This window comes from Prevotella sp. oral taxon 299 str. F0039, assembly GCF_000163055.2.
Lineage (GTDB): Bacteria > Bacteroidota > Bacteroidia > Bacteroidales > Bacteroidaceae > Prevotella.
Genome location: NC_022111.1, coordinates 260,455 through 282,079, shown reverse-complemented (window position 1 = coordinate 282,079; position 21,625 = coordinate 260,455). Strand labels below are relative to the sequence as shown.

14 protein-coding genes are annotated in these 21,625 nt (G+C 36.9%); 2 read left to right on the top strand and 12 right to left on the bottom strand.

Going from position 1 to position 21,625, the window contains the following annotated elements; translation table 11 throughout:
• Positions 1-16: 16 nt before the first annotated feature.
• Entirely contained in the window at positions 17-5,605 is a 5,589-nt protein-coding gene (locus HMPREF0669_RS04015; RefSeq protein ID WP_044045703.1) for an alpha-2-macroglobulin family protein, read from the bottom strand.
• A gap of 515 nt (positions 5,606-6,120) precedes the next feature.
• Between HMPREF0669_RS04015 and HMPREF0669_RS04010 the strand changes: the two genes are divergently transcribed.
• Positions 6,121-7,230, top strand: coding sequence for a 4Fe-4S binding protein (locus tag HMPREF0669_RS04010; RefSeq protein ID WP_009227239.1), 1,110 nt, complete (start codon positions 6,121-6,123; stop codon positions 7,228-7,230).
• Positions 7,231-7,244: 14 nt separating this feature from the next.
• Here HMPREF0669_RS04010 and folK read toward each other — a convergent pair whose 3' ends face one another.
• The 6 genes from folK to HMPREF0669_RS03980 form a co-directional block, all read right to left on the bottom strand.
• Positions 7,245-7,715: a 2-amino-4-hydroxy-6-hydroxymethyldihydropteridine diphosphokinase gene (gene folK, locus HMPREF0669_RS04005; protein WP_009227238.1), complete on the bottom strand. Its 471-nt coding sequence runs from the start codon at positions 7,713-7,715 to the stop codon at positions 7,245-7,247.
• Positions 7,715-8,881: a tRNA preQ1(34) S-adenosylmethionine ribosyltransferase-isomerase QueA gene (gene queA, locus HMPREF0669_RS04000; protein WP_009227237.1), complete on the bottom strand. Its 1,167-nt coding sequence runs from the start codon at positions 8,879-8,881 to the stop codon at positions 7,715-7,717. Before queA ends, folK begins: the two co-directional genes overlap by 1 nt.
• Positions 8,882-9,044: 163 nt before the next feature.
• Positions 9,045-9,752 (bottom strand): tRNA pseudouridine(55) synthase TruB, encoded by a 708-nt coding sequence (gene truB, locus HMPREF0669_RS03995; RefSeq protein ID WP_009227236.1) that lies wholly within the window; start codon positions 9,750-9,752, stop codon positions 9,045-9,047.
• The gene (locus HMPREF0669_RS03990) at positions 9,753-10,619 is read right to left on the bottom strand and encodes an undecaprenyl-diphosphate phosphatase (protein ID WP_009227235.1); all 867 of its coding nucleotides are present in this window, start codon (positions 10,617-10,619) and stop codon (positions 9,753-9,755) included. It abuts the gene before it with no gap.
• A 137-nt stretch (positions 10,620-10,756) separates the two neighbouring features.
• The gene (locus tag HMPREF0669_RS03985; RefSeq protein ID WP_020967150.1) at positions 10,757-10,990 is read right to left on the bottom strand and encodes a DUF3098 domain-containing protein; all 234 of its coding nucleotides are present in this window, start codon (positions 10,988-10,990) and stop codon (positions 10,757-10,759) included.
• Between the two features lie 138 nt (positions 10,991-11,128).
• A complete protein-coding gene (locus HMPREF0669_RS03980) occupies positions 11,129-12,007 on the bottom strand; it encodes an ABC transporter permease (RefSeq protein ID WP_009227233.1) in 879 nt (292 codons plus the stop codon).
• A gap of 188 nt (positions 12,008-12,195) precedes the next feature.
• On the opposite strand from HMPREF0669_RS03980, the gene HMPREF0669_RS03975 reads away from it, so the two are divergent.
• Entirely contained in the window at positions 12,196-12,660 is a 465-nt protein-coding gene (locus HMPREF0669_RS03975) for a hypothetical protein (RefSeq protein WP_009227232.1), read from the top strand.
• 573 nt (positions 12,661-13,233) lie between these two features.
• Here HMPREF0669_RS03975 and lpxA read toward each other — a convergent pair.
• The 5 genes from lpxA to HMPREF0669_RS03950 all read right to left on the bottom strand — a co-directional run bounded on the left by lpxA (position 13,234) and on the right by HMPREF0669_RS03950 (position 21,621).
• Positions 13,234-14,016 (bottom strand): acyl-ACP--UDP-N-acetylglucosamine O-acyltransferase, encoded by a 783-nt coding sequence (gene lpxA / locus HMPREF0669_RS03970; protein ID WP_009227231.1) that lies wholly within the window; start codon positions 14,014-14,016, stop codon positions 13,234-13,236.
• Between the two features lie 30 nt (positions 14,017-14,046).
• Entirely contained in the window at positions 14,047-15,465 is a 1,419-nt protein-coding gene (locus HMPREF0669_RS03965) for an efflux transporter outer membrane subunit (RefSeq protein ID WP_009227230.1), read from the bottom strand.
• Positions 15,449-18,673: an efflux RND transporter permease subunit gene (locus HMPREF0669_RS03960; protein ID WP_009227229.1), complete on the bottom strand. Its 3,225-nt coding sequence runs from the start codon at positions 18,671-18,673 to the stop codon at positions 15,449-15,451. The genes HMPREF0669_RS03965 and HMPREF0669_RS03960 overlap by 17 nt, the downstream gene beginning before the upstream one ends.
• A gap of 148 nt (positions 18,674-18,821) precedes the next feature.
• Positions 18,822-20,018, bottom strand: a complete 1,197-nt coding sequence (locus tag HMPREF0669_RS03955; RefSeq protein ID WP_044045701.1) for an efflux RND transporter periplasmic adaptor subunit — start codon at positions 20,016-20,018, stop codon at positions 18,822-18,824.
• Positions 20,019-20,439: 421 nt separating this feature from the next.
• The gene (locus HMPREF0669_RS03950) at positions 20,440-21,621 is read right to left on the bottom strand and encodes an MFS transporter (protein ID WP_009227227.1); all 1,182 of its coding nucleotides are present in this window, start codon (positions 21,619-21,621) and stop codon (positions 20,440-20,442) included.
• Positions 21,622-21,625 lie beyond the last annotated feature (4 nt).

Genomic DNA, 21,625 nt, shown 5'->3' with positions numbered 1-21,625 from the left:
AAGATATCTTTTAAAGTTAGTTGCCTACCACTTTAAACGTCTTTGCGGCATCTCGTGCAATAAATTCAGGAGCATATAAGCATTGAACAACACATGTTCCGCTTTGGAATGCACCTTCTTTATCAATGTAATATGTTGCCGTTAACTCGTGAGTTCCTTTACTTAAACGATCGAAGAAATAATGAGTTACATTGTCTTTCATCGAACAATAAGCTCCTTGCTGATAAGCACTTAGCTGCAAAGTAGGCTCTAAACAAGCTGCACGTTTATCGCTTACTTCTACAAAGTTATAATCTTTATCGGCATTTATGGTTATCTTTATCGTTATTTTATCACCTTTTTTGAAAGAAACATTGTTTGCTTCTTTACCATTAAAGAATACATCTCGGCGAATAGATAAACCTGAAGTTGCAGCAGATACATTGGTTATTTTTTGCTCAAACTGCGCATAAACGGCTCCCCAAGAAGTGGTATTATCGTTCTTTTCAATGGTTACCACAGGTGGATTGTTCACCAATTGAGATACTTTTACATAGCCTAAGCCTGCTGAAGCTTTTGCGGCTTCAACCTTATTGTTATTAATTTTGATAGCTGGAGCTTGTGTTAAGTTCTCTAACTGCATTGCATCTTTCTTGTTACCAACAAGCACATACGCCACATCTACTGCGTTTAAAGCACTTTGTTTACGCAAACTTCTATAAGTTTGCACCAGCCATTGTTGCATTTGAGCAATGGTTTGCTCATCTTCTTGCGTCATTGTTTGAAGCAATTCGATAGTAGCAACCTGTGTAGGAACACGTCCATCGAGCCAAGAATAAGGTGCTTTATAAGTATTGAAAAAGCGTCCTTTCTCCTCATTATATACCGAATACTCTTTTATAGAGTTAAGAAGTTCCTTCGCTTTGGTTAGATATTGAGCGTTATTAGCACGTCTTTTATAAAGCGCATAAGCCACCTTTGCCTTGCCATATATCGTTAATTCCTTGCTTTGACGCAAGATTTTGGTAAACAAATAATCATCACTTACAACCTTAGACGATTGTTTTTGACTATCACCCAATGCATGAACATATAGATAATGCGCTATTGTTTCATGCAAATAGTAGGTATTATACTTACCAACAACACTATTTTCAAGCTCTTTAAGTCTTTTTGTTAAGTCTCTTTCGATATATCTTAAACCCTTATCAAATACTATTTTGAGGTCATTATCGATAAGATTACGCTGATTTAACCGTCCTAATAGTTCAGAAACAACTGTTGTTACATATCCATTGGGCATCATACCAGGATACCAAGCAAATCCTCCTTGAGTCGTTTGAAGTCTTTGTAGCGCATCGGTTTGTTGTTTTAAGCGATAATCTATCTGTGATTCATCAAAGTAATTGATGAGCTGTTGTCTTTGCATTGTTTCCTTATCCGCCTCTAACACCCATGGAGTTTCGGCAAGAACAAGGCTCTTTAGTTCTGCATTTTGTTCAAGAGCACTGGTTAAAGGCGATTCTTTTGTTGGATTATTGCGCCATATTTCCAATACATTTTTAATGTTTGGAGAAGCATTTAGAATAGCTCTTGCAGTGATATTAGCATACAATGACGCAGCAATATCAATGGCATTGTTATCTTTGGGCTCTGCAATTGAAGGCAAAGAAAGTATAGATAACCATGCAGGATTTTGCGTATATTCAATCGTTAGTTGCTTCTTTTGAGAGTCAGATGCAAACAATGAGGCGGTATTGATCGTCTTTGTTTGTGGCTTTGTCAATGTAAATGTGGTGCTATTGGTTACCCATTCAGAATCAGAAAGAATGGGAACATAGTGTTGTTCACCATCACTAAAGCCCTTACCCGATGCAACACAGCGGATAATTACTAACGAAGGCCATTGCGAAGTGTCGAAATTAAAGTCTAAACCTTGTGCTGATTGCGCTCCAAGAGCATATTTCTTATTTTGCGAATAGAGCACCTTTTGAGTCTCAGGGTCTATCACTTCGAGTGTAGCCACACCCTTAATTGCTTTCAACGACATATTTGATAGCTGCGAACTAAGCACACCTTTGTCTCCAATTCGTAAGAAACGAGGCATATTAGGCTGAATCATTACAGTCTTTTGAGCCATTGCTTCGTCGGTCAAGAACCCATAATTCATATCTTTATCGTGTGCAAAAGCCATAAACTTCCATGTTGTTACGCTTTCAGGAAGAGTGAACGTGAAACTTGCTTCGCCTTCTTCATTAGTCTGAATGTTAGGATAGAAGAAGGCTGTTTCAGCAAAATTGCGACGTGTTTCAAGTGCATTCTTCATTGCATTTGCCTCCTTGTTGCTTCCAACTTTATTGCTATTAGTATCTGAAGTGGCGTTATCTTCTCCCGAAGTACGATATCCATACAGCTGACTTCCTGCAACTGAGCCTTCTAATGCAACAGCCATCATCTCTGGTTGAGCCATAGTTTTAGCACTCATAACACGTGTTGCACCTGGCATTATTTCCTTTGTTTCTTCATAATAGAGTTTAGAACGACCTCTAATCTTTACGTTGCTATAACTTGAAACAGCAACTTCTCTATCTACTTTAAATGTAGTAAAGTCTAAATTAGGTGCATGTAAAGGTTTAAAAGGTTGCTCTCCATATAGCGTACTACTATTATAATATAGTTTAACCCAATACATATAAGGAAGTGTATAGCCCAATCTTGGATTGAAATAGAATTGATGTCCAACAATTTGATCAAGCGATTTATCGTACATACTTGCAAGAATTTGAGCTCTTGCAATCTTCTTTTTATCTTTTGAAACAGTTAAAGTCCATTCTTCTTTCTGCCCTGGTGTAAGTCTATTTCTAAACGTTTTCCATGCAACATCTAACTTTTTATCAGGCAATGGACGCACTATTGAAGCCGAATGAGTGTAACATACATCGTTTTTAACCCACGCATAAGTAATAAGAACACCATTTTTATATTCAGGTTTATAGCTTACGACATGAGTAAAGACCTCATTTTTAATATCAAAAGCACCCTGTTCCATAACACTATCGTTTGTTGCTATGGTGTAAACAATGTGTTGTTGTGGTGCAGATGTACCTATTTGAATTCGTGCTTGCTGATGATCTGCATCGAAAATAAAATCTCTTTGGTTGAACCAATCTAAGGTATCAACAGGCACTTTGTTAGCATTTACATCATAAACCAAGAACGATTCTCTGATAGTATCATTGCCACAGATAGCCACAAGCTGTTGTCTTCCTGTTGAAAGAGCCGACAAAGAGAAGGCAATAGCCTTGTTTACGGCACATGTTTGCCATGCTTTTCCAGCTCCAAGTTGCACTTTTGCTACACCATCAATAGCCTTTCCTGCATTATTTTGATAGTTTAAAGTGAGCAAAAGCGAGTCTTTTTTCTCTATTTTCTCTGGAACTGTGGTATAGAATACCGTTGGATGCTCGCTCAAAGGAACAGAAAAAGATCCTTCTTGCGTTTCTCCTGCCAAGCTCGTAACCTGAGTTTCGATATCAAATGAATAATAACGAGATTCTTTTTCACGCTTCTTTAAAGGTAAAAGGAGGTGCACAGGAATAGTGAACTCACCATTTTCGTTGGTTTGTATGGTATCTTTTGCTACCACAGAGGTTTGTGCTGACCACATAGTAGACCATCCAAAGAAACGTGGACGACGTTTAATTGTATAACGAACTTGTGCTTTTTGCAGAGCAACACCTGCAAAACTCATTGCTTTTCCGTGCACTTTTATGGTATCACCTTCTACATATTTCTGTGTAATCTCATCAAAATGAAGTGTAAAAGTAGGACGTTTATATTCGCTCACTTGCACACTCTTGTAGCCGTCATTAGCCCTAATAGTATATGTTCCGTTTAAAGTTACAGTAGGAATAGTGAAGGTTGTAGAAGCGTTTCCATATTCATCTGCCACCAATTGCTTTTCTTCAATCTTCTTTCCACTTGCGTTCCAAAGTGAAATGGTAATTTTCTCTTTGGGTAGTACCTCTATATTTTCACCCTTAATATTGCGATATGCCAACACAGAAACATTCAAAGTTTGTCCGGGTCGATACACACTGCGATCGGTAAAGATAGAATAACATTCGTTTGTTCTATCTTCGTTACCTATCATTATATTGCCAGAAGGACTAAAAACAGTGCAATATTCATCTTTAGGAGTGGTGATATAGTATGTAGATATACCTTCTTTATTATCTCGAATAATCACTTCTCCCTTGTTGTCACAAGTATATTTCTCAACAATATCTACGCTTTCATCATACTTTTGAATTCTAACTCGAACGTTTGCACCTGCTATTGGCTCGCCACTTGTAGCATTTATTACCACAAGGCGTCTTCTATCTCTATCCAATTCTTGTTGAAGTAGATAAATATCACTCACATACAATAGTGCTCTTTCAGGCGAAATACCTTTTACTTCGGTAGAATATTCCACCAAATACACACCCGTTTCTAAACCAGATACAGTGAAAGTGTCTCTAATAACCTTATAGTCTGGTAGGCCTACATATCTCTTTGTTTCGGTATAACATGGTGTTTTCTCTGTAAGAGCCTTTATTTTAGTATATTCTTTAGCTATAGTTGGATTTAATTGGTTATCACCTTTCAAACTAGTGCGCCACACTTTCATCGTGAGAGAAGGAATGTTGCAAAGCGATAGAACTGGGAAAGTGAGTGGAGTGTTAGGTCGAAGCATATCTTTTCCTATCGAAACTTGGAATAAAGGTAATGTCAACTCTTTACGATAATTGCGCAAGGTATTCATATTTCGCCATCCACCCCAATGAGAAAGGGCATAATCTATATACTGAATTTTATCTTCGACCTCTACATCTTCAAGATTTTGGATATACTGATAGCGTGTAATTGCCAACTCACCAGCCTCTAAAAGGTCTTTATATTCGGTTATTAGCGAATCGATTCGTTGCAAAGTCTTCGACTTTCTTGAATACACTTCATTACTATTTGGACTATTTTGAAGTAGTAAAGCAGCGCTAATGCAAGCAGCAGGACGATTATTTTTATCTGAATAGTATTTGTGCAACACGCTAAAGTTGCGGGTATCGATTGCAACTGCATGCAACAAGTCATTATTAAAAATACCGCTATCAATGCCTTTAGTTGCCAATGGTTGATAATCATCGGCAGAATTCTTTGCCAATAGTTCAGGATGAGCCACAGCAAGACGTTGGTATTTTAAAACAGAATCGTTACGATGCTTACCCAAATTGTAATAATTTCGATAGAAATTTGATAAAACAACGCAATAAACTGCATGCAAAGCTGGATTGTTTTTTTCTACCCTTTGCGCCTGAGATGTGAGGTTTTTGACGTCAGCAACAATTGAATCAGCATTTATCTCATATCGAACATTAATCTTATCAACCTCGGCTTTAAGTAATTGTCCATATCTTTTCTCGGCTGTTGCCTTAGTAATAATCTCATTAAGTAGATGTATTTGAGTTTTAGGTTGGTCGCTATACTCGGCAGCTTGCACCTTTTTCCAAAGCGAAGTGTAAGTTTGTGCGCCACAAAAAATAGGCATAAAAAGCATTAAACTCAATATATGTAATATCTTTTTCATATTCTCTACTATTTTAAAAGCTAAATATTTTAATTTAGAACTCATCTTTTTTACAATGCCATCAATACTCTTTTCACCAGATTTACGCATCGTTTTTATCTTGATATAGCTCGTTTTCAATCTCACTTTATAAGGGTTAGTCACTAAGCCAATCTCTTTTTAGAATATCTTCTACCCCACTTTATGCAAAGATAATTATTAATTTGCAGTTTTTAGGCTTGATAATCTTATTTAACGCAGTAAAAGAATCGATTTTAATACGATTTTTATTGAAAAATAAAAGCTATGCTTTTGACATATAATTGCAATGCTTTTAGGACGTAAAAACTATGCTTTTATAATGCAATAGCGATGCTTTTACAAGCCACATAAAAAGAGAGAACACTGCAAGGGTGTTCAAAAGCTAAATAAGGACTTAAATTTTCTCATTTTTTTATCGTATCTTTGTTGCTCATTCTATATTTTAATTTTATAGAAATTACATCGAACAAGATTACAAGCTGAAAATAAAAAGAATGAAAAAGGATAATATACAACGCTTATTAGCCCTCTTAACATGTTGTTTGGTAATGATGGTTGTGGCTGTAAATCGTGATGGAACGGTGCTAGGACACAAAATAAAGCAAGACACTGACACTATTGCTGTAACTCAAAAGGTGACAATTGAGCGTGCAACGGAAGACGGAACACGGATTATTAACACCACCACTTTGGGCAAAGGCATCACTGGTTATGCAGGAGAAGTGCCCTTAGAGGTGTATATTAAAGACAATAAAATTACTAAAATTGTTGCACTTCCTAATAAAGAAACTCCCGACTTCTTCGAAGAAGCATCGACTTTGTTTGCTAAATGGCAAGGGCTTGAGCCCGAAAAAGCTGTAACTGCAAAGGTAGATGCCGTTAGTGGAGCTACATTTTCATCGAAAGCCATTATCGCTAACGTGCGTGCTGCAGCTCAATATGCAGCTCAAACAAAGCAAGAGCAACCTAATGGCAACACATTTGAATGGACTTGGCAATATATTGCGGGATTAATTGTGGTGCTTATGGGGGCGATAATTCCACTTTTTTACAAGAATAAGTGGATGAGAAGAATTCAGTTTATCTTGAATATTGCAGTACTTGGCTTGTGGTGCGGTACGTTTGTATCTTACTCTTTGATAGTTAGTTTTTTGTCTCATGGCACCAATTGGGAAACCAGTGCAGTGCCTTTAATTATGCTTATCACGGCTTTCATCTACCCTTTGTTTGGCAAAAAGAACTATTATTGCAACAATATATGTCCTTATGGCTCCATTCAAGAGCTTGCAAGTAGCACAACTAAAAAGAAATGGAAGATGTCTAAGGAGACAACTAAACGCTTAGAGCTATTCAGAGAGATTCTTTGGACGATACTAATGATGCTGATGTTGGTTGGAACTGCATTCCAATGGATGGACTATGAGGTATTTTCGGCCTTCTTAATCACCACTGCTTCGTGGGTAGTTCTTGCCATTGCAGTGGTTTTTCTACTTCTCTCTTTCTTTGTTCCACGCCCCTATTGCAGATTTGTTTGCCCCACTGGAACATTGTTTAAGATTGCTCAAAGTGGTAAAGTATTTAAAATTCCAAATAAAAAGAAATAAAAAAAGAAGCTCAACTACTGAGCTTCTTTTTTGTTATAAGGTATCTCTTGTCCTATAATTCGTTCCAATATGCTTTTGGAAAGGATATCACACAAAGGCTGATAAACAAATGTTCGGTTGGCAATATGAGGATGTGGAATGACCACTTGCGAATGAGTGAGATGCAAATCGTCGTAAAGCAAGATGTCAATATCAATCACTCTGTCTTCATATTCACCATTCTTTGTTTTATGCGTTCTGCCTAATTGTTTCTCTATTTCCTGCGTTTTCTGAAGCACTTCTAATGGGGATAGAGCAGTTTGGCATGCAATTGCCCCATTGATAAAGAGGTTTTTGGAGTTAAAACCCCATGGTTCGGTTTCGTAAAGAGCAGACTGGAGCACTACATCTCCAACCTGCTCTGCTATAAGTTTTATGGCTTTCTCTATCATTTCGTGCCTTGCACCAATGTTAGAGCCAAGCCCTAAATATACAATGTGTAGCATTAATCGTTCAAAATCAATAGCGAATCGCCGAAACATCCAAACATATAACCATGCTTAACGGCAAGATCATAAGCCTCCATAACCAACTCATAACCTCCAAAGGCAGCGGTTTCCATCAACAATGTTGAATAAGGATGGTAGAAATTAGTTACCATTGTGTTTGAAAGCCCAAAGTCATAAGGAGGGAAAATGAATTTGTTGGTCCATCCTTCGAATTCTTTTAACATTCCATCTGTGCCCACTGCGGTCTCTGTTGCCTTAACAACACTGGTACCAACTGCGCACACTTTCTTTCCATTACGTTTGGTATCGTTTACTATCTTACATGCTTCTGCATTAACAACCATCTGCTCAGAGTCCATTTTATGCTTGGTTAGGTCTTCTACTTCGATATCATTAAAGCAACCTAAACCGCAATGTAGGGTGATATAAGCATTATTGATACCTTTTATCTCCATTCTCTTTAATAGCTCTCTACTAAAGTGTAAGCCTGTAGCAGGGGCTGTAACGGCTCCTTCATTCTTAGCAAATATACATTGGAAGTTCTCTAAATCTTCTTGTGTGGCATGGGTTTCTTCACGATTATCTATGATGTATCGTGGTAAAGGAGACTCGCCTAAAGCATACAATTCTTTCTTAAATTCTTCGTGAGGACAATCGTATAAGAAGCGTAAAGTTCTGCCTCTACTTGTTGTGTTGTCGATAACTTCAGCAACCATAGAGCCACTTTCATCGAAGAACAGTTTGTTTCCGATTCTTATTTTACGTGCAGGTTCAACCAAAACATCCCACAAACGCATCTCTTGGTTGAGCTCTCTTAAAAGGAATACCTCAATCTTTGCATCTGTTTTCTCTTTTGTTCCATATAAACGAGCAGGGAAAACCTTTGTGTCATTGAATATAAATGTATCGCCTTCATCAAAATATTCAACTATATTTCTAAACTCAATATACTTGCCTTCGATAGGATTTCCATTCTCGTCTTTTTGAAATAAGTCGATAGTTCCTGATTTTTTATGTAACACCATCAATCGACTTTCATCTTGACGAGTAATCTTAAAGGTTTCTTTTTTACCATCTTTATCAGTGTATTCTCTTTCAAAACAATGAGGATACAATGCCACCTGTTCAGCAGGTAACTTGAATTTAAATTGAGATAGCTTCATATTTTATATAGTATCTTTTTGTTTTTATGTATCAATTATTTATTTATCGTAAGATAATGGTTTAGAGTTTGTTATTAAGAAGCGGTCTACTCAAAAATGAAATAAGCAGTTCTTATCGTCCCATTATCTATATTTTCCTAATATAAATAGGCTTTTTATGGTGTTATTCGATATCTTCTATCGTTTGTTGATTCAACCATTCGCCAAAAGAATCATAGTTAATACAATTCTCTACGAATACATCTCCTACCTTTGTTCTACGCAATTCTGTGAGGTAAGCACCACTATTAAGTGCTCTTCCTAAATCTCTTGCAAGCGAACGGATATATGTTCCTTTCCCACAAACAACTCTAATGGTGAGCAATTTGGTTTCTTCATCAAAGTGAAGGACTTCTATTTCATCTATTCTTATTTGCTTTGCAGACAGCTCAACATGCTCTCCTGCACGCTTTAAGTCGTATGCTCGTGCTCCATTTACTTTGCAAGCACTATACGAAGGGGGCACTTGTTGAATGTCACCAATAAACAATGGCAATACTGCATCAATGCTTTCACGATGGATATGCTCTGTTTCAAAGGTTTCATTAACAGGGTGCTCCATGTCATAACTTGGCGTTGTAGCCCCTAATTGCATTGTGGCTACATACTCTTTTGTATGCCCTTGCAGTTGTTCTATTAGCTTTGTTGCCTTTCCTGTGCATAGAGTTAAGACCCCAGTTGCTAACGGATCAAGTGTTCCTGCGTGTCCTACTTTAAGTCTTTTAACCCCTAATTTGCGTGAAAGAAGGTATCTTATATGTGCTAATGCGCCAAAACTTGTGATTCCATAGGGCTTATCTATGTGTATAATCTCGCCTGCTTTGAAGTTCATTTAGTCTACCATTGATAAGTTATAACCAAGCATTAACCACACAAGAATAAACAATCCTACTACAATACGATAGTAACCAAAGGCTTTGAAACCGTATTTTGCAAGGAAGTTAACAAACCATTTCATTGCAAGAAGCGCCACTACAAAGGCTACGACGCATCCTATTAGCAACATTTTGATATTGTCTCCTGTTGCCCAAGATACCGAATTAGGATCTTTAAAGAGTACTTCATAAACGTCTAAGACCGTTGCTCCTGCCATAGTTGGTATGGCTAAGAAAAATGAAAACTCTGCTGCTGCACGACGAGTGAGACGTTGTGACATTCCACCAACAATGGTTGCCATTGATCGAGACACACCTGGTATCATCGCAAGACATTGAAAACAACCAATAACGAAGGCTCTTTTATTGGTTAATGGGGTTTCTTCACTACTCTTTTTTTCGAATAATTTGTCGCAAAAGAGCATAAAAACGCCACCTACTACAAGCATAATTGCAACCACTTCTACATGTTCTAAGAACCTATCTATTATGCCACTCTTCTTTCCAAGCAATCCTATTACGGCAGCAGGAACAAAAGCTACGAGCAATTTTACATAGAAATCGAACTTATGTAATAACCTTTTAAAAAGTGAAAGATTAGGATCTACGGGCGCATTGTTCAACTTAAAGAAACGTTGAAAATACAAACAAAGTACCGAAAGGATTGCACCAAACTGAATAATGATGGTGAATGCCTTTACAAATGATGTGCTCTCTATTCCCAAAAGGTTTTGAGCTATAATCATATGGCCTGTAGATGAGATGGGAAGAAATTCGGTTAATCCTTCTACTATCGCCAATATTAGGGTTTCTAAGAGTGTCATTAATGTTGTATTAAAAATGAATTGAAAGCATAACCAATGCTATTTTCGCTATGCTTTTGATGTAATTTTACGAACAATAGTTATTGTGCGGAAATATAACTAAATACCTTCGCCCTGATAAATATGTTACACTTCTATTATTCTTTTGTGCTGTTTGGCTTCTTCATTATACCGAAAATAATTGAAACAAAGCCGATAACGCACACAATAGGTGCCACTTTTATGCGAGTTACACTGAATATTTCAGGATTAAAAGTGGTTTCGCTTGAAGATGAACCACTCATTAATATAAATCCTAAGATAATCACTAAGACACCAACTGCTAGTAAAATGAAATTGATTTTACCGAAAGCAAAGTTTTCTCTATTCATATAATCGATTGAAATTATACTGTTTCTGTTTCGCTTGGGCAATGCCTTTAGGGCATCTCTATCCACAAACAGCTTTAAATAAACGATGGAGTTGTTTTTAAAAGATATCTATTAAAAAGAGAACTAGATAGAAATGACTTAGATCTTATATAGTTCTCCTGCCGACATTTTCAAGAATTTATTCACTGATATATTTGAGCATACAAGTGTAATAAGCACTCCTAGCAACACAACTGCACCAGCAGTAATAGTCCATACGTCCCATGTTATGATGAGGAATACCTCTGGTTCATAGCTATATAAAGCCCATGCACCTGCACAAAGCACTAAATTTGCAAGGAAAGCAGCTAACACTCCCACTCCAAGAGCACGTTTTAAGAAAGGTCGTTTAATAAATCCCCACGATGCACCAACAAGCTTCATGGTGTGAATTGAAAAGCGTTGAGCATAGATACTCAATCGAACCGTGTTGTTAATAAGCGAAAATGACACAAACATTAACAAGGTTGCTAATATCAATAACACGATATTTATTTTACGAAGATTGGTATTTACACTATCCATCAAGTTTTTTTGATAGGTAATCTCACCTACTCTTGCCATCTTTTTCAAGTCTGCTTTAATCCAAATAAGCGAATCACTATTTGCATAATCAGCCTTTGGACGTACTTCTATTGATGAAAGAAAGGGGTTATGACCTACAAATTCTAATGGATTTGAGCCCAAAGCTTCTGTTTGTTCTTTCAAAGCTTGCTCTTTACTGATATAATCTAAGTGTGCAATATATGGTTTCTGCGCAATAGAACGACATAATTGCAAAGCTTCTGAGTTTGTTGTTTCTGCATCAAGCATCATCGTAACTACCATATTTTCTTTGAAATAGTTTGACAAATTGCGTGATGTTAGCACAGAAAACACTACCATTCCTAACAAAATAAGCACTAAAGCAGTACTTATACACAATGTAAAGCCCTGAAATCTTGAGCGATTACGGGTTCTATTACGTTTCTTTCCCATCTTATATATTAAGGTGATATTATAGCTATAATTACTGCAAAGTAACAAAAAAAATACCTAAATAACAACGGATTAACGACAATTAACGACACAAAAGCAATCAATTTTATTACCTTTGTAAGGATTTACATTTATTACCAATACCTTTATTCTAGGAATTATCATAAAATATAATAAATTAAATAGATATGAAAAAAGTAAAAACACTATTGGTTAGCATTTTATTAACTATTATTACGGGTACCTTTTCATCATGTAATTCAATTAGTAAAGCAGATGCTTACAACGGAAGAGTTGATTATATGGAAGGCTTGAACTATCGTTTTAACAGCCATTCACATAAGAAGGTACCAGAAAAAATTACTTCTCAACACATGTTCAATAAATATTTCACTCCTGCACCAGGCACAGGTCTAAGTAGAGAAGCTACAGAAATCAACTTCAAAACCCACTTTGTAGTACCTGTAGTCTTGCCAGAAACCAATAGAGATACTAAGATTTTACTTCAAGACATGCATGCGAATACTCCTGATTTAACTTTAAACTATGGTGTTAAAGTTGGTAATGTACGTGATTATACAACTATGCCTAGTAAAGTCGTAATCGTTATAAAACGTTTCAAAAACTACAAAGTACACAAGAAACGCAAATAATTTTAAAGGCATTAGTAAACAAACAAAAAATCAAAGACACAAGTGTCTTGCTTATTTCTTCACGAAAAGGCAAGACACTTTTGTTTTATATTGTTCTGTCCCTTCTCTTTTTTACATTCAATCCACAACATCTTCACACCTCCATCAAATTCGTTGTACTCTAGCTTTTTTGATATACTATTGTAAAAGCTATGTTTTTATGATGTAATAACAATGTTTTTTCAGTGCAATATGAATGCTTTTGGAGGCTAAAAGCATTGAGTTTAGAAAACGAGAAGAAGACATATTAAAAAGAATCATTATGAGAAGATATCTCAAAAGAATGTTTCACCCACTTCAATCTATTTTTTTTCGATAAATAGGTAGAAGAGAAAAAGGTCGACAAATCTCTTTTTACAAAGGAGACGTCGACCTTATATCATATAAAAGATAAAAGAAAGCTGTGCAGTGGTACAATAAACAAACATAAAAAAGTTACTGAAGTGGATTTAACTCAAAAATAAAACACTCCAAATTCTTTCTAATACCACACTGCCCACTACTAATACACAAGCCGTTTAAAGAACAAGTGCATTATAATTTGGTTATCAATCCATTCTTAGTACCATCTAAAAATTCGATAATTTCATTGATTTCTGCTCCTGGAGGCACTTGTTGTTTGATTTGACTAACACCATCTACCACGCTTGTTTGACCGTGGAATAGCAATCTATAGGCGTTTGCGATATGCTTTTGCACCTTTTCTGTAATGCCAAGCGCATCTAATATTACGTTATTCAAACCATTATAGCTTACAGGAGTGCCACCTGCCACAACAAAAGGAGGAACATCTTTACGGAATGTTGTACCTGGTTTGATGAAAGCAGCATTACCAACACGAGCCTTTGCATTGACAATTACATTGGCAGAGAACACTACATTCGAACCAATCTCGCAGTCGCCAGCTATCTTTGTTCCATAACCAAGAACACACTTATCGGCAATTTTTGTATCGTGCGACACGTGAGCACCTTCTAAAAGGAAGTTCTCATTACCAATAACTGTTTGTCCTCCTGCATTGGTTGCACGGTTAATAACCACGTTTTCACGAATGTTATTATTGTTTCCAATAACTGTTTCGGTTGCAGCTCCATCGAAATCGAAATCTTGAGGAGTTGCTCCAATCACCGTATTTTGATATATAGTGTTTCCATTTCCCATGCGGGTTCCATTCATAATGCTTACAAATGGATAAATAACACAATTATCTCCTATTACAACATCTCCTTCAATATAAACAAAAGGATAAATTTTACAGTTGTTTCCTATCTTTGCTCTTGGGTCTATTTCTGCCCTATTACTAATTTCACTTGCCATAATTCTTTCTTTTAAGTTATGAATTAGAGTTTATTTTGTGCCTCCACCAAGAGCTTGATAAAGACTAACTATAGACTGCATCTTTGTAAAATCCTCTGTAACCTTTGATAGTTCTGCATTCAACAAGGTTTGTTGTGCGGTGATAACTTCAAGGTATGAGCTATTACTTTGCTGCAATAAGAGTTTTGTATCTGCTACATTCTTTGTTAAAGTAGCAATACGTTTGCTTTCAAGTTCAGACTTTGTCACTGCCGAATTATACTTAACAAGAGCATTACTTACCTCATTTCCTGCGTTTAACACTTTATTTTGCCATGTATTTAGGGCTTGTTCGTATTTCATCTGAGCCACCTTTAAGCCTGCAACAATCTGTCCTTTTGCAAAAATGGGTTGCACTAAAGAGCCTACAGTCGATAAAAGCCACTTGCCAGGGTTAACAATTCCCATACCACTACTATTGGTAAAGACTCCTGTGCCTGTGATACTTAAACTTGGATAGAAACGACTTCTTGCTGTTTGAACATTGTAAAAACATTGTGCAAGATTCATTTCTGCAGCATGAACATCGGCACGATTATTTAGCATACTTATGGCAACACCTGTTGAAAGGTTGGTTGGAAGTGATTGATTATCAATCTTTCCACGTTGAATTGTTTGGGCAGTTTGACCTAAAAGCAATGAAAGTGCATTTTCTGTTTCACGTATTTGGCGAATAATGTCAGTCTTTTTTGTTTGAACCGAATAGTAATTAGCCTCTGCACTCTGCACACCTGTAGAACGAACTCTTCCTAAATCTTTTTGAATAACCATTAAGTCGAGTGTTTCTTTGGTGAGTTTCTCCATGTTATTCACTATATCTAGCTGTTTATCGAGCATCAATAAGGTGTAATACATATTGGCAATACCACTAATTACATTGGTTTTCACCACCACTTGATAGTCTTTTGTAGCAAGAAGAGCCACTTGTGCACTTCTTTTTTGACTTAAAAGTTTTCCAAACAAATCAATATCCCAACTTGCACTGATAGGCAATTGATAGGTTTGAGTTGCCTTGTTACCATCCCAAGAGGCGATGGTTCCTTGTGGTGTGAATGTAAATGAGGGTAAGAATGATAGCTTTGCTGCCATAAGTTGTGCTTCAACAGCTTTTACATTTAATGCAGCATTGAGTAAGTCGATATTGTGTTGCAACCCCATCTCTATAAGTGTCTGAAGCTGTGGATCTGTAAATACACTACGCCAAGGCATATTTCCGAAGTTAGTTGTATCGTTAACAGCAAGCGTGTCGGTATTACTCACAACATCACGAACAAGACCTTTGGTGTTTACTGTTGGTCTTTCATACTTCCCATAAAGGCTTTTGCAGCTAGTAAAGGCTACTAGTGCAAATGCCATTATTATGATATTTAGATGTTTCATCTTTATTTCTGTTTTACTTTTTATTTCCATAACGACGCTTAGCGTATTTCTTTAAGTCGTGAGAAACTTCGTTATTCACTTCGTCTTCGAACTTAATTGGACTCAGTTTCTCTTGCAATGATTGGAAAAGATAGAACAAAGCAGGTACAACAATCACCTGACATAGTGTTCCAATAAGCATTCCTCCAACCGCAGCAGCACCCAAAGTCATGTTTCCATTATATCCAACTCCATTAGGAATAATCAATGGAAGCAAACCAATAATCATCGCTAACGAGGTCATTAGGATAGGACGTAGACGAGCACCAGCACCTAATATAGCAGACCAAGATATCGCCATACCTGTTCTTCGACGCTCTAATGCGAATTCAACGATAAGGATTGCGTTCTTAGCTAATAGTCCAATCAACATAATTAACGCAATTTGCATGTAGATATCGTTATTGTTCTTGAAGAGAAGCGTAAACAAGAAGGCTCCTGCAAGACCGAAAGGAATAGACAAAATCACCGACAATGGCAATAAATAGCTTTCATATTGAGCACTTAGAATCAAATAAACGAATAACAAACACAAGCCGAAGATCATGAAAGTTGAGTTACTTGATTCTTGTTCTGCACGTGTTAAACCAGAATAGTCAAATGAATATCCTTGTGGAAGACTTGTCTTTGCCACTTCGTTCAATGCATTTAAGGCTTCACCAGACGAATAACCATCTGTAACTTGCGCATTAACATTAATCGCAGTGTATAGATTAAAACGCTCAACAGATTGAGGACCGAAAGTCTGTTTCAAGTTAACAAACTCGTTAATTGGCGACATTCCCTTATTGGTTCGTACATAAATGCTATTTAAGCTCTTTACATCTGCACGGAAGTTTGGGGCTGCTTGAATGTAAACACGATACAACTTACCATACGCATTAAAGTTAGATGCATACATTCCACTAAAGTATCCCTGCATAGTTGTTAAGATATCTTTTGGCGAAATACCGCTTTGTTTACAACGAGCGACGTCTACATCGAGCATATATTGTGGATACTTCGTATCGAAAGTGGTCATTGCATTGGTAATTTCAGGACGCTTATTCAACTCTGCAATAAAGTTCTTGGTTACATTAAAGAACTTATCTATACTACCACCAGTACGGTCTTGCATAGAGAAAGTTAAACCACCTGTCATCGAATAACCCTGAACCATAGGTGGAGGGAATGCAAGTATCTTCGCACCCTTAATGGCTGCGGTCTGTTTATAGATCATTCCTAGCACCATCATACTACCTTCATTGTGCACACCAATGTATTTTAATAGGGTTTCATCTTTGCTTCTCTCTTCAAAACTCTTTAGTTTTACGAAAATAGTAGCATTATTTGATCCTGCACCTCCTAGCAAACCATATCCTGCTAAGATTGTTCTTTGTGCAATAGCAGGGTTTGTTGCCAACATCGCATCAACCTGCTTCACAATCTTCTTAGTTTCTTCTAGACCTGTTCCAGGAGGAGTTTGTATATTAATAAACAAGTTTCCTGTATCTTCATTGGGCACTAAACTACTCTTTGTGTTCATTGCTGTGACACCAAGTACAACAATACCTATTACTAAAGTGATAATTGCAAGAGCTGGTTTCTTAACAAATACGGTTACAACCTTTTTATATCTATCAAGAACTTTGTCGTATGATGCATTGAAAGAAGTATGGAATCGCTCCATTCTAGTTATCTTTCGCTCTGTACCATCTTCGTTATGAGGTTTCAATAGTACTGCACTTAGAGCAGGAGAAAGGGTTAAAGCGTTCACAGCAGATATGACAATAGATATCGCCATGGTTATACCAAACTCACGATAGAATGTTCCTGAGGTTCCACCCATAAACGAAACGGGCACGAATACCGATGCCATTACAAGCGTAATAGATATAATTGCACCTGAAATTTCATTCATTGCATCGACAGTTGCACTCTTTGTAGATTTATATCCTAGGTCTAATTTTGCGTGAACTGCCTCAACTACCACTATGGCATCATCTACTACGATGGCAATTGCAAGTACTAACGCTGAAAGAGTTAGCAAGTTAAGAGTAAATCCAAATACGTTCAAGAAAAAGAATGTACCGATTAGCGACACTGGTACAGCAACTAGCGGTACAAGTGTTGAACGGAAATCTTGCAAGAAGATGTAAACCACGATAAACACCAGTATAAACGCCTCAATAAGTGTCTGTAGCAAGTGGTGAATAGATGCGTCTAAGAACTCTGTAACATCTGAAATGATACGGAACTCCATACCTGGAGGCATAATCTTTTGTTGTTCTTCAAGAACCTTCTTCACATCATTTGCAATCTGAGTTGCATTCGAACCTGCACTTTGTGTAATCATCATAACCACAGAGGGGTCGCCATTTGAACTCATTTCTGCACCATATGAAAGTGCACCCATTTCAACTTTCGCAACGTCTTTCACACGAAGTGTCTGTCCACTATCATCTGTTGAGATAATCATATCTGCAAACTCTTCTGGCTTTTGCAATCTTCCTTTGTATCGAATGGTGTACTCATACATATTATTTGTTTGTTCTCCAAGTGAACCTGGAGCCGCTTCGATGTTCTGTTGCGCCAAAATTCCCACCAAGTCTGATGGAATTAGGTTGTGTTGCTTCATCTTTGCAGGATCAAGCCACATTCTTATAGTATAAGTTTTCGAACCAAAGCTTTGACAATTACCCACACCTTTCACACGTTTGATAGCGGGAACGACATTGATATCTGCATAGTTGGTTAAGAATTGCTCATCATATTTCGTTTTATCGCCTGCCAAAGACAAGATAAGAACTTGTGAATTTTGACGCTTTGCTACATGAACCCCCGACTGAGTCACTTCTGCTGGCAATAAAGCACTGGCTTGTGTAACACGGTTTTGCACGTTTACCTGAGCCATATCGGCATCACTTCCTTCTTTGAAGTAAATGATAATCCCTGCACCACCATCGTTTGTTGCTGTAGAAGTCATATAAGTCATGTTTTCAACACCATTGATTGATTCTTCAAGTGGTGTGATAACCGAATTCAATACCGTTTGAGCATTCGCTCCAGGATATGAAGCTTGCACCATAACTGTTGGTGGAGCAATGTTGGGATATTGCTCTGTTGGAAGAGCAATAAGACCAATTACTCCCAGAATAACTATGATAATTGAAATCACAGTCGACAGCACTGGGCGATGAATAAATGTATCTAATCTCATTGTTTATTTCTTTTTAAAAGAGAATTTGTATAATATCATTTCACCTTATTATATATAGGCTTAAAATCTGCCTACACTTCAAAACTGCTTTCGAAGTAATTTGGTGAAAAGAGTTATCCTTTTTAAAATTCCTTATTCTCTTTATTGATTATTTTCCAAATGCCTCTTTAAGCTTACTTAAATCGTTTTGACTAGAACCTAGTTCTGCTGTTTTCTTTAATTTTGCTTCATATTCAGCTTCAGTTAATCCTTTTATCTCTGCTCCTTCTGTAAGACCTGAAATGCCTTTAAGCACAATTCTATCTCCAACTTTCAAACCATTTGTAACAACATAGGTTTGTCCATCGTTGTCTGGACTAATCTTTATTTCTGTATATTTTACCTTATTGTCTTTACCCAAGACGTAAACAAAGTAGCGATCTTGCACTTGTGCTACTGCATCTTGTGGAATAACGATAGCGTTTGATGTTACTTTTGGAACTACGATAGAACCACTTCCACCACTACGAAGAATGTGATCAGGATTTGAGAAGTGTGCAACCATTGAAACTGAACCTGTTGAACTGTCGATAACGCCACTCATTTTCGTTACCTTTCCTGGTTGAGAATAAATTGTTCCATCGGCTAATTTCAATTTAACTGCAGGATAAGTTGAAAGCGATTCTTTCACTCCTCCTGCATTTCTTGCCATATCTAACACATCTTTTTCGGTCATAGAGAAGAACACTTCCATTGTGTTATTGTCTGAAACGGTGGTTAGTGGCTGTGCACTTGTTGGTCCAACGAGTGCCCCAACCTTAAAAGGTAGACTTCCAACTAAACCAGAAACAGGACTCTTTACAAAGCAATAGCTCAACATTTCCTTTGCAGATGCAAGAGAAGCCTGTGCTTGTGCCAACGCTGCTTTTGCATTTTCGTAAGTATTTTGAGCTGTTTGTAATTCGTATTGACCTATTACATTACTATTAAACAGCTTTTGACTATTATCGTAAGTCAATTTTGCAGTATTCAATTGAGCTGTTGCCGAGCTTACTGCTGCTTTGGCTTGACGAACTGTTGCTTGGTAAGTTTCGCTGTCAATAACAAACAATAGCTGACCAGCTGTTACTCTTTGACCCTCTTTCACCAATAGTTTTGTAATAAAACCAGAAACTTTTGGACGTATTTCTACATCTTGAACACCACGAATGGTGGCTGGATATAAGGTTTCACTTGAAGAGCCTTGCGACTCAATTGTGCGCACGGGATACTCGTTATCATTAAATCCTGCTCCTTGTTTTCCACCTCCACATGAGATTAAAAACAAAGATACGGCAGCAATTAAGAATAATACTTTTTGTTTCATCATTTATTATTATAATTATATTTCTATGTTTCTTTATCCTACTTTTATTATTTCCAATAAAAAGAACTTTTTATACTAATTGCGTTTTCATGTTGCAAAGTTACGCTTTTATATTAACTTTCTCTTATATTTCCTTTATTAAAATAGAAAAAAATATTATTTTTCTTTAGCCTCCATAAATCTCCCACAAATACATTATGATCTATTAAAAAGACAATACTTATCCAATAAAAACTATATACATCTAACAATTTTGCCAGAAAGATTTCTTTTAGAATCTAATTTATATCAGTTAGCTTTCGTTCATAACAAGATTCATACCAATAGAAAAGAATAAACTATAAATTTACAGAAGAAATAAAACAAAAGAGAATAAAGTTTAGATTCCATTCAGGGTTATTTCTTTATTCTCTTTTTTATTTTAATCTTTCTCTTTCATTGAAAACGTCAGCAAAACGGATAGTAAAGTCATGATAATACCCGAAAAAGCAACACCTTTCCAAGCCCATTTAGCCCAGCAATAACCTGCTATAAAGGTACCTAAAGAAGCTCCTAAGAAGAATGTTGTCATGAAAATGGTATTCACTCTGTTTGTCGCTTTAGGAACAAGAGACAATGCTTTACTTTGATTACTTAGCTGAATGCACTGCATACCCCCATCAATTATGATAATTCCAAGAATCATTCCCCAATAAGAGTTTTGAAATACATACATCACTAACCACGAAACAATAAGTACTCCACAACCAATTAGATGGAAAGTGCGCACTCCTAATTTATTAATATAGCCACCAATAGATGTAGCAGTGAGTGCTCCCATCATACCACAAAGCCCCAATAAGCCAATAGCATCATTACTTGCGTAAAATGGTTCACCACTCATTTTAAACACAAGTACTGCCCACATTCCTTGAAAACAGCCAAAACAAAGAGCAGCACGCAAAGAAACATTTTGCAACACCTTGTTATTCTTCACCAAACCCAACATCGATTTCATTAAAGATGCATAACTCCCTTGAAAAGTAGAAGGCGAAGCAGGGAGCATTTTCAATATCACTACCAGACAAACTGCTATTAAAATGGTTGCAACATAATAAATTGCACGCCAACCAAAGTGCTCTCCCATTATTCCACTCACCACTCTTGAAGCCAAAATACCTGTTAATAAGCCTCCAAGTAGTATACCCACATTTTGTGTTTTGCGCTCAGGTATTGAGTATTGCGATGCCATTGGAATAAAGATATGAGGCATAACCGATCCTGCACCTATTATAAATGAAGTGAAAAGCAAAGTATATATATTGCTTGTTAATGCGGTAGCAAGAAGCGATATGGCAAGAAGCGAGAAGTTGATGGTTAGTATTTTTCTCACTTGCACTAAGTCTCCAAGAGGTATTATGAACAAAAGACCTACGGCATAGCCTAGCTGTGTGATGATAGGAAGCCAGTTGGCGGTGAGCGATGAGATACCCAATTCTGTACTTATCATATTCAATACGGGCTGATTAAAATACAGGTTAGCTACTGTTACGCCCGAGATTATCGCCATAATCCATAATAACGACGTCGGAATTCCTTTATTGGGAACCAGTGTTTGTTTCATTTCA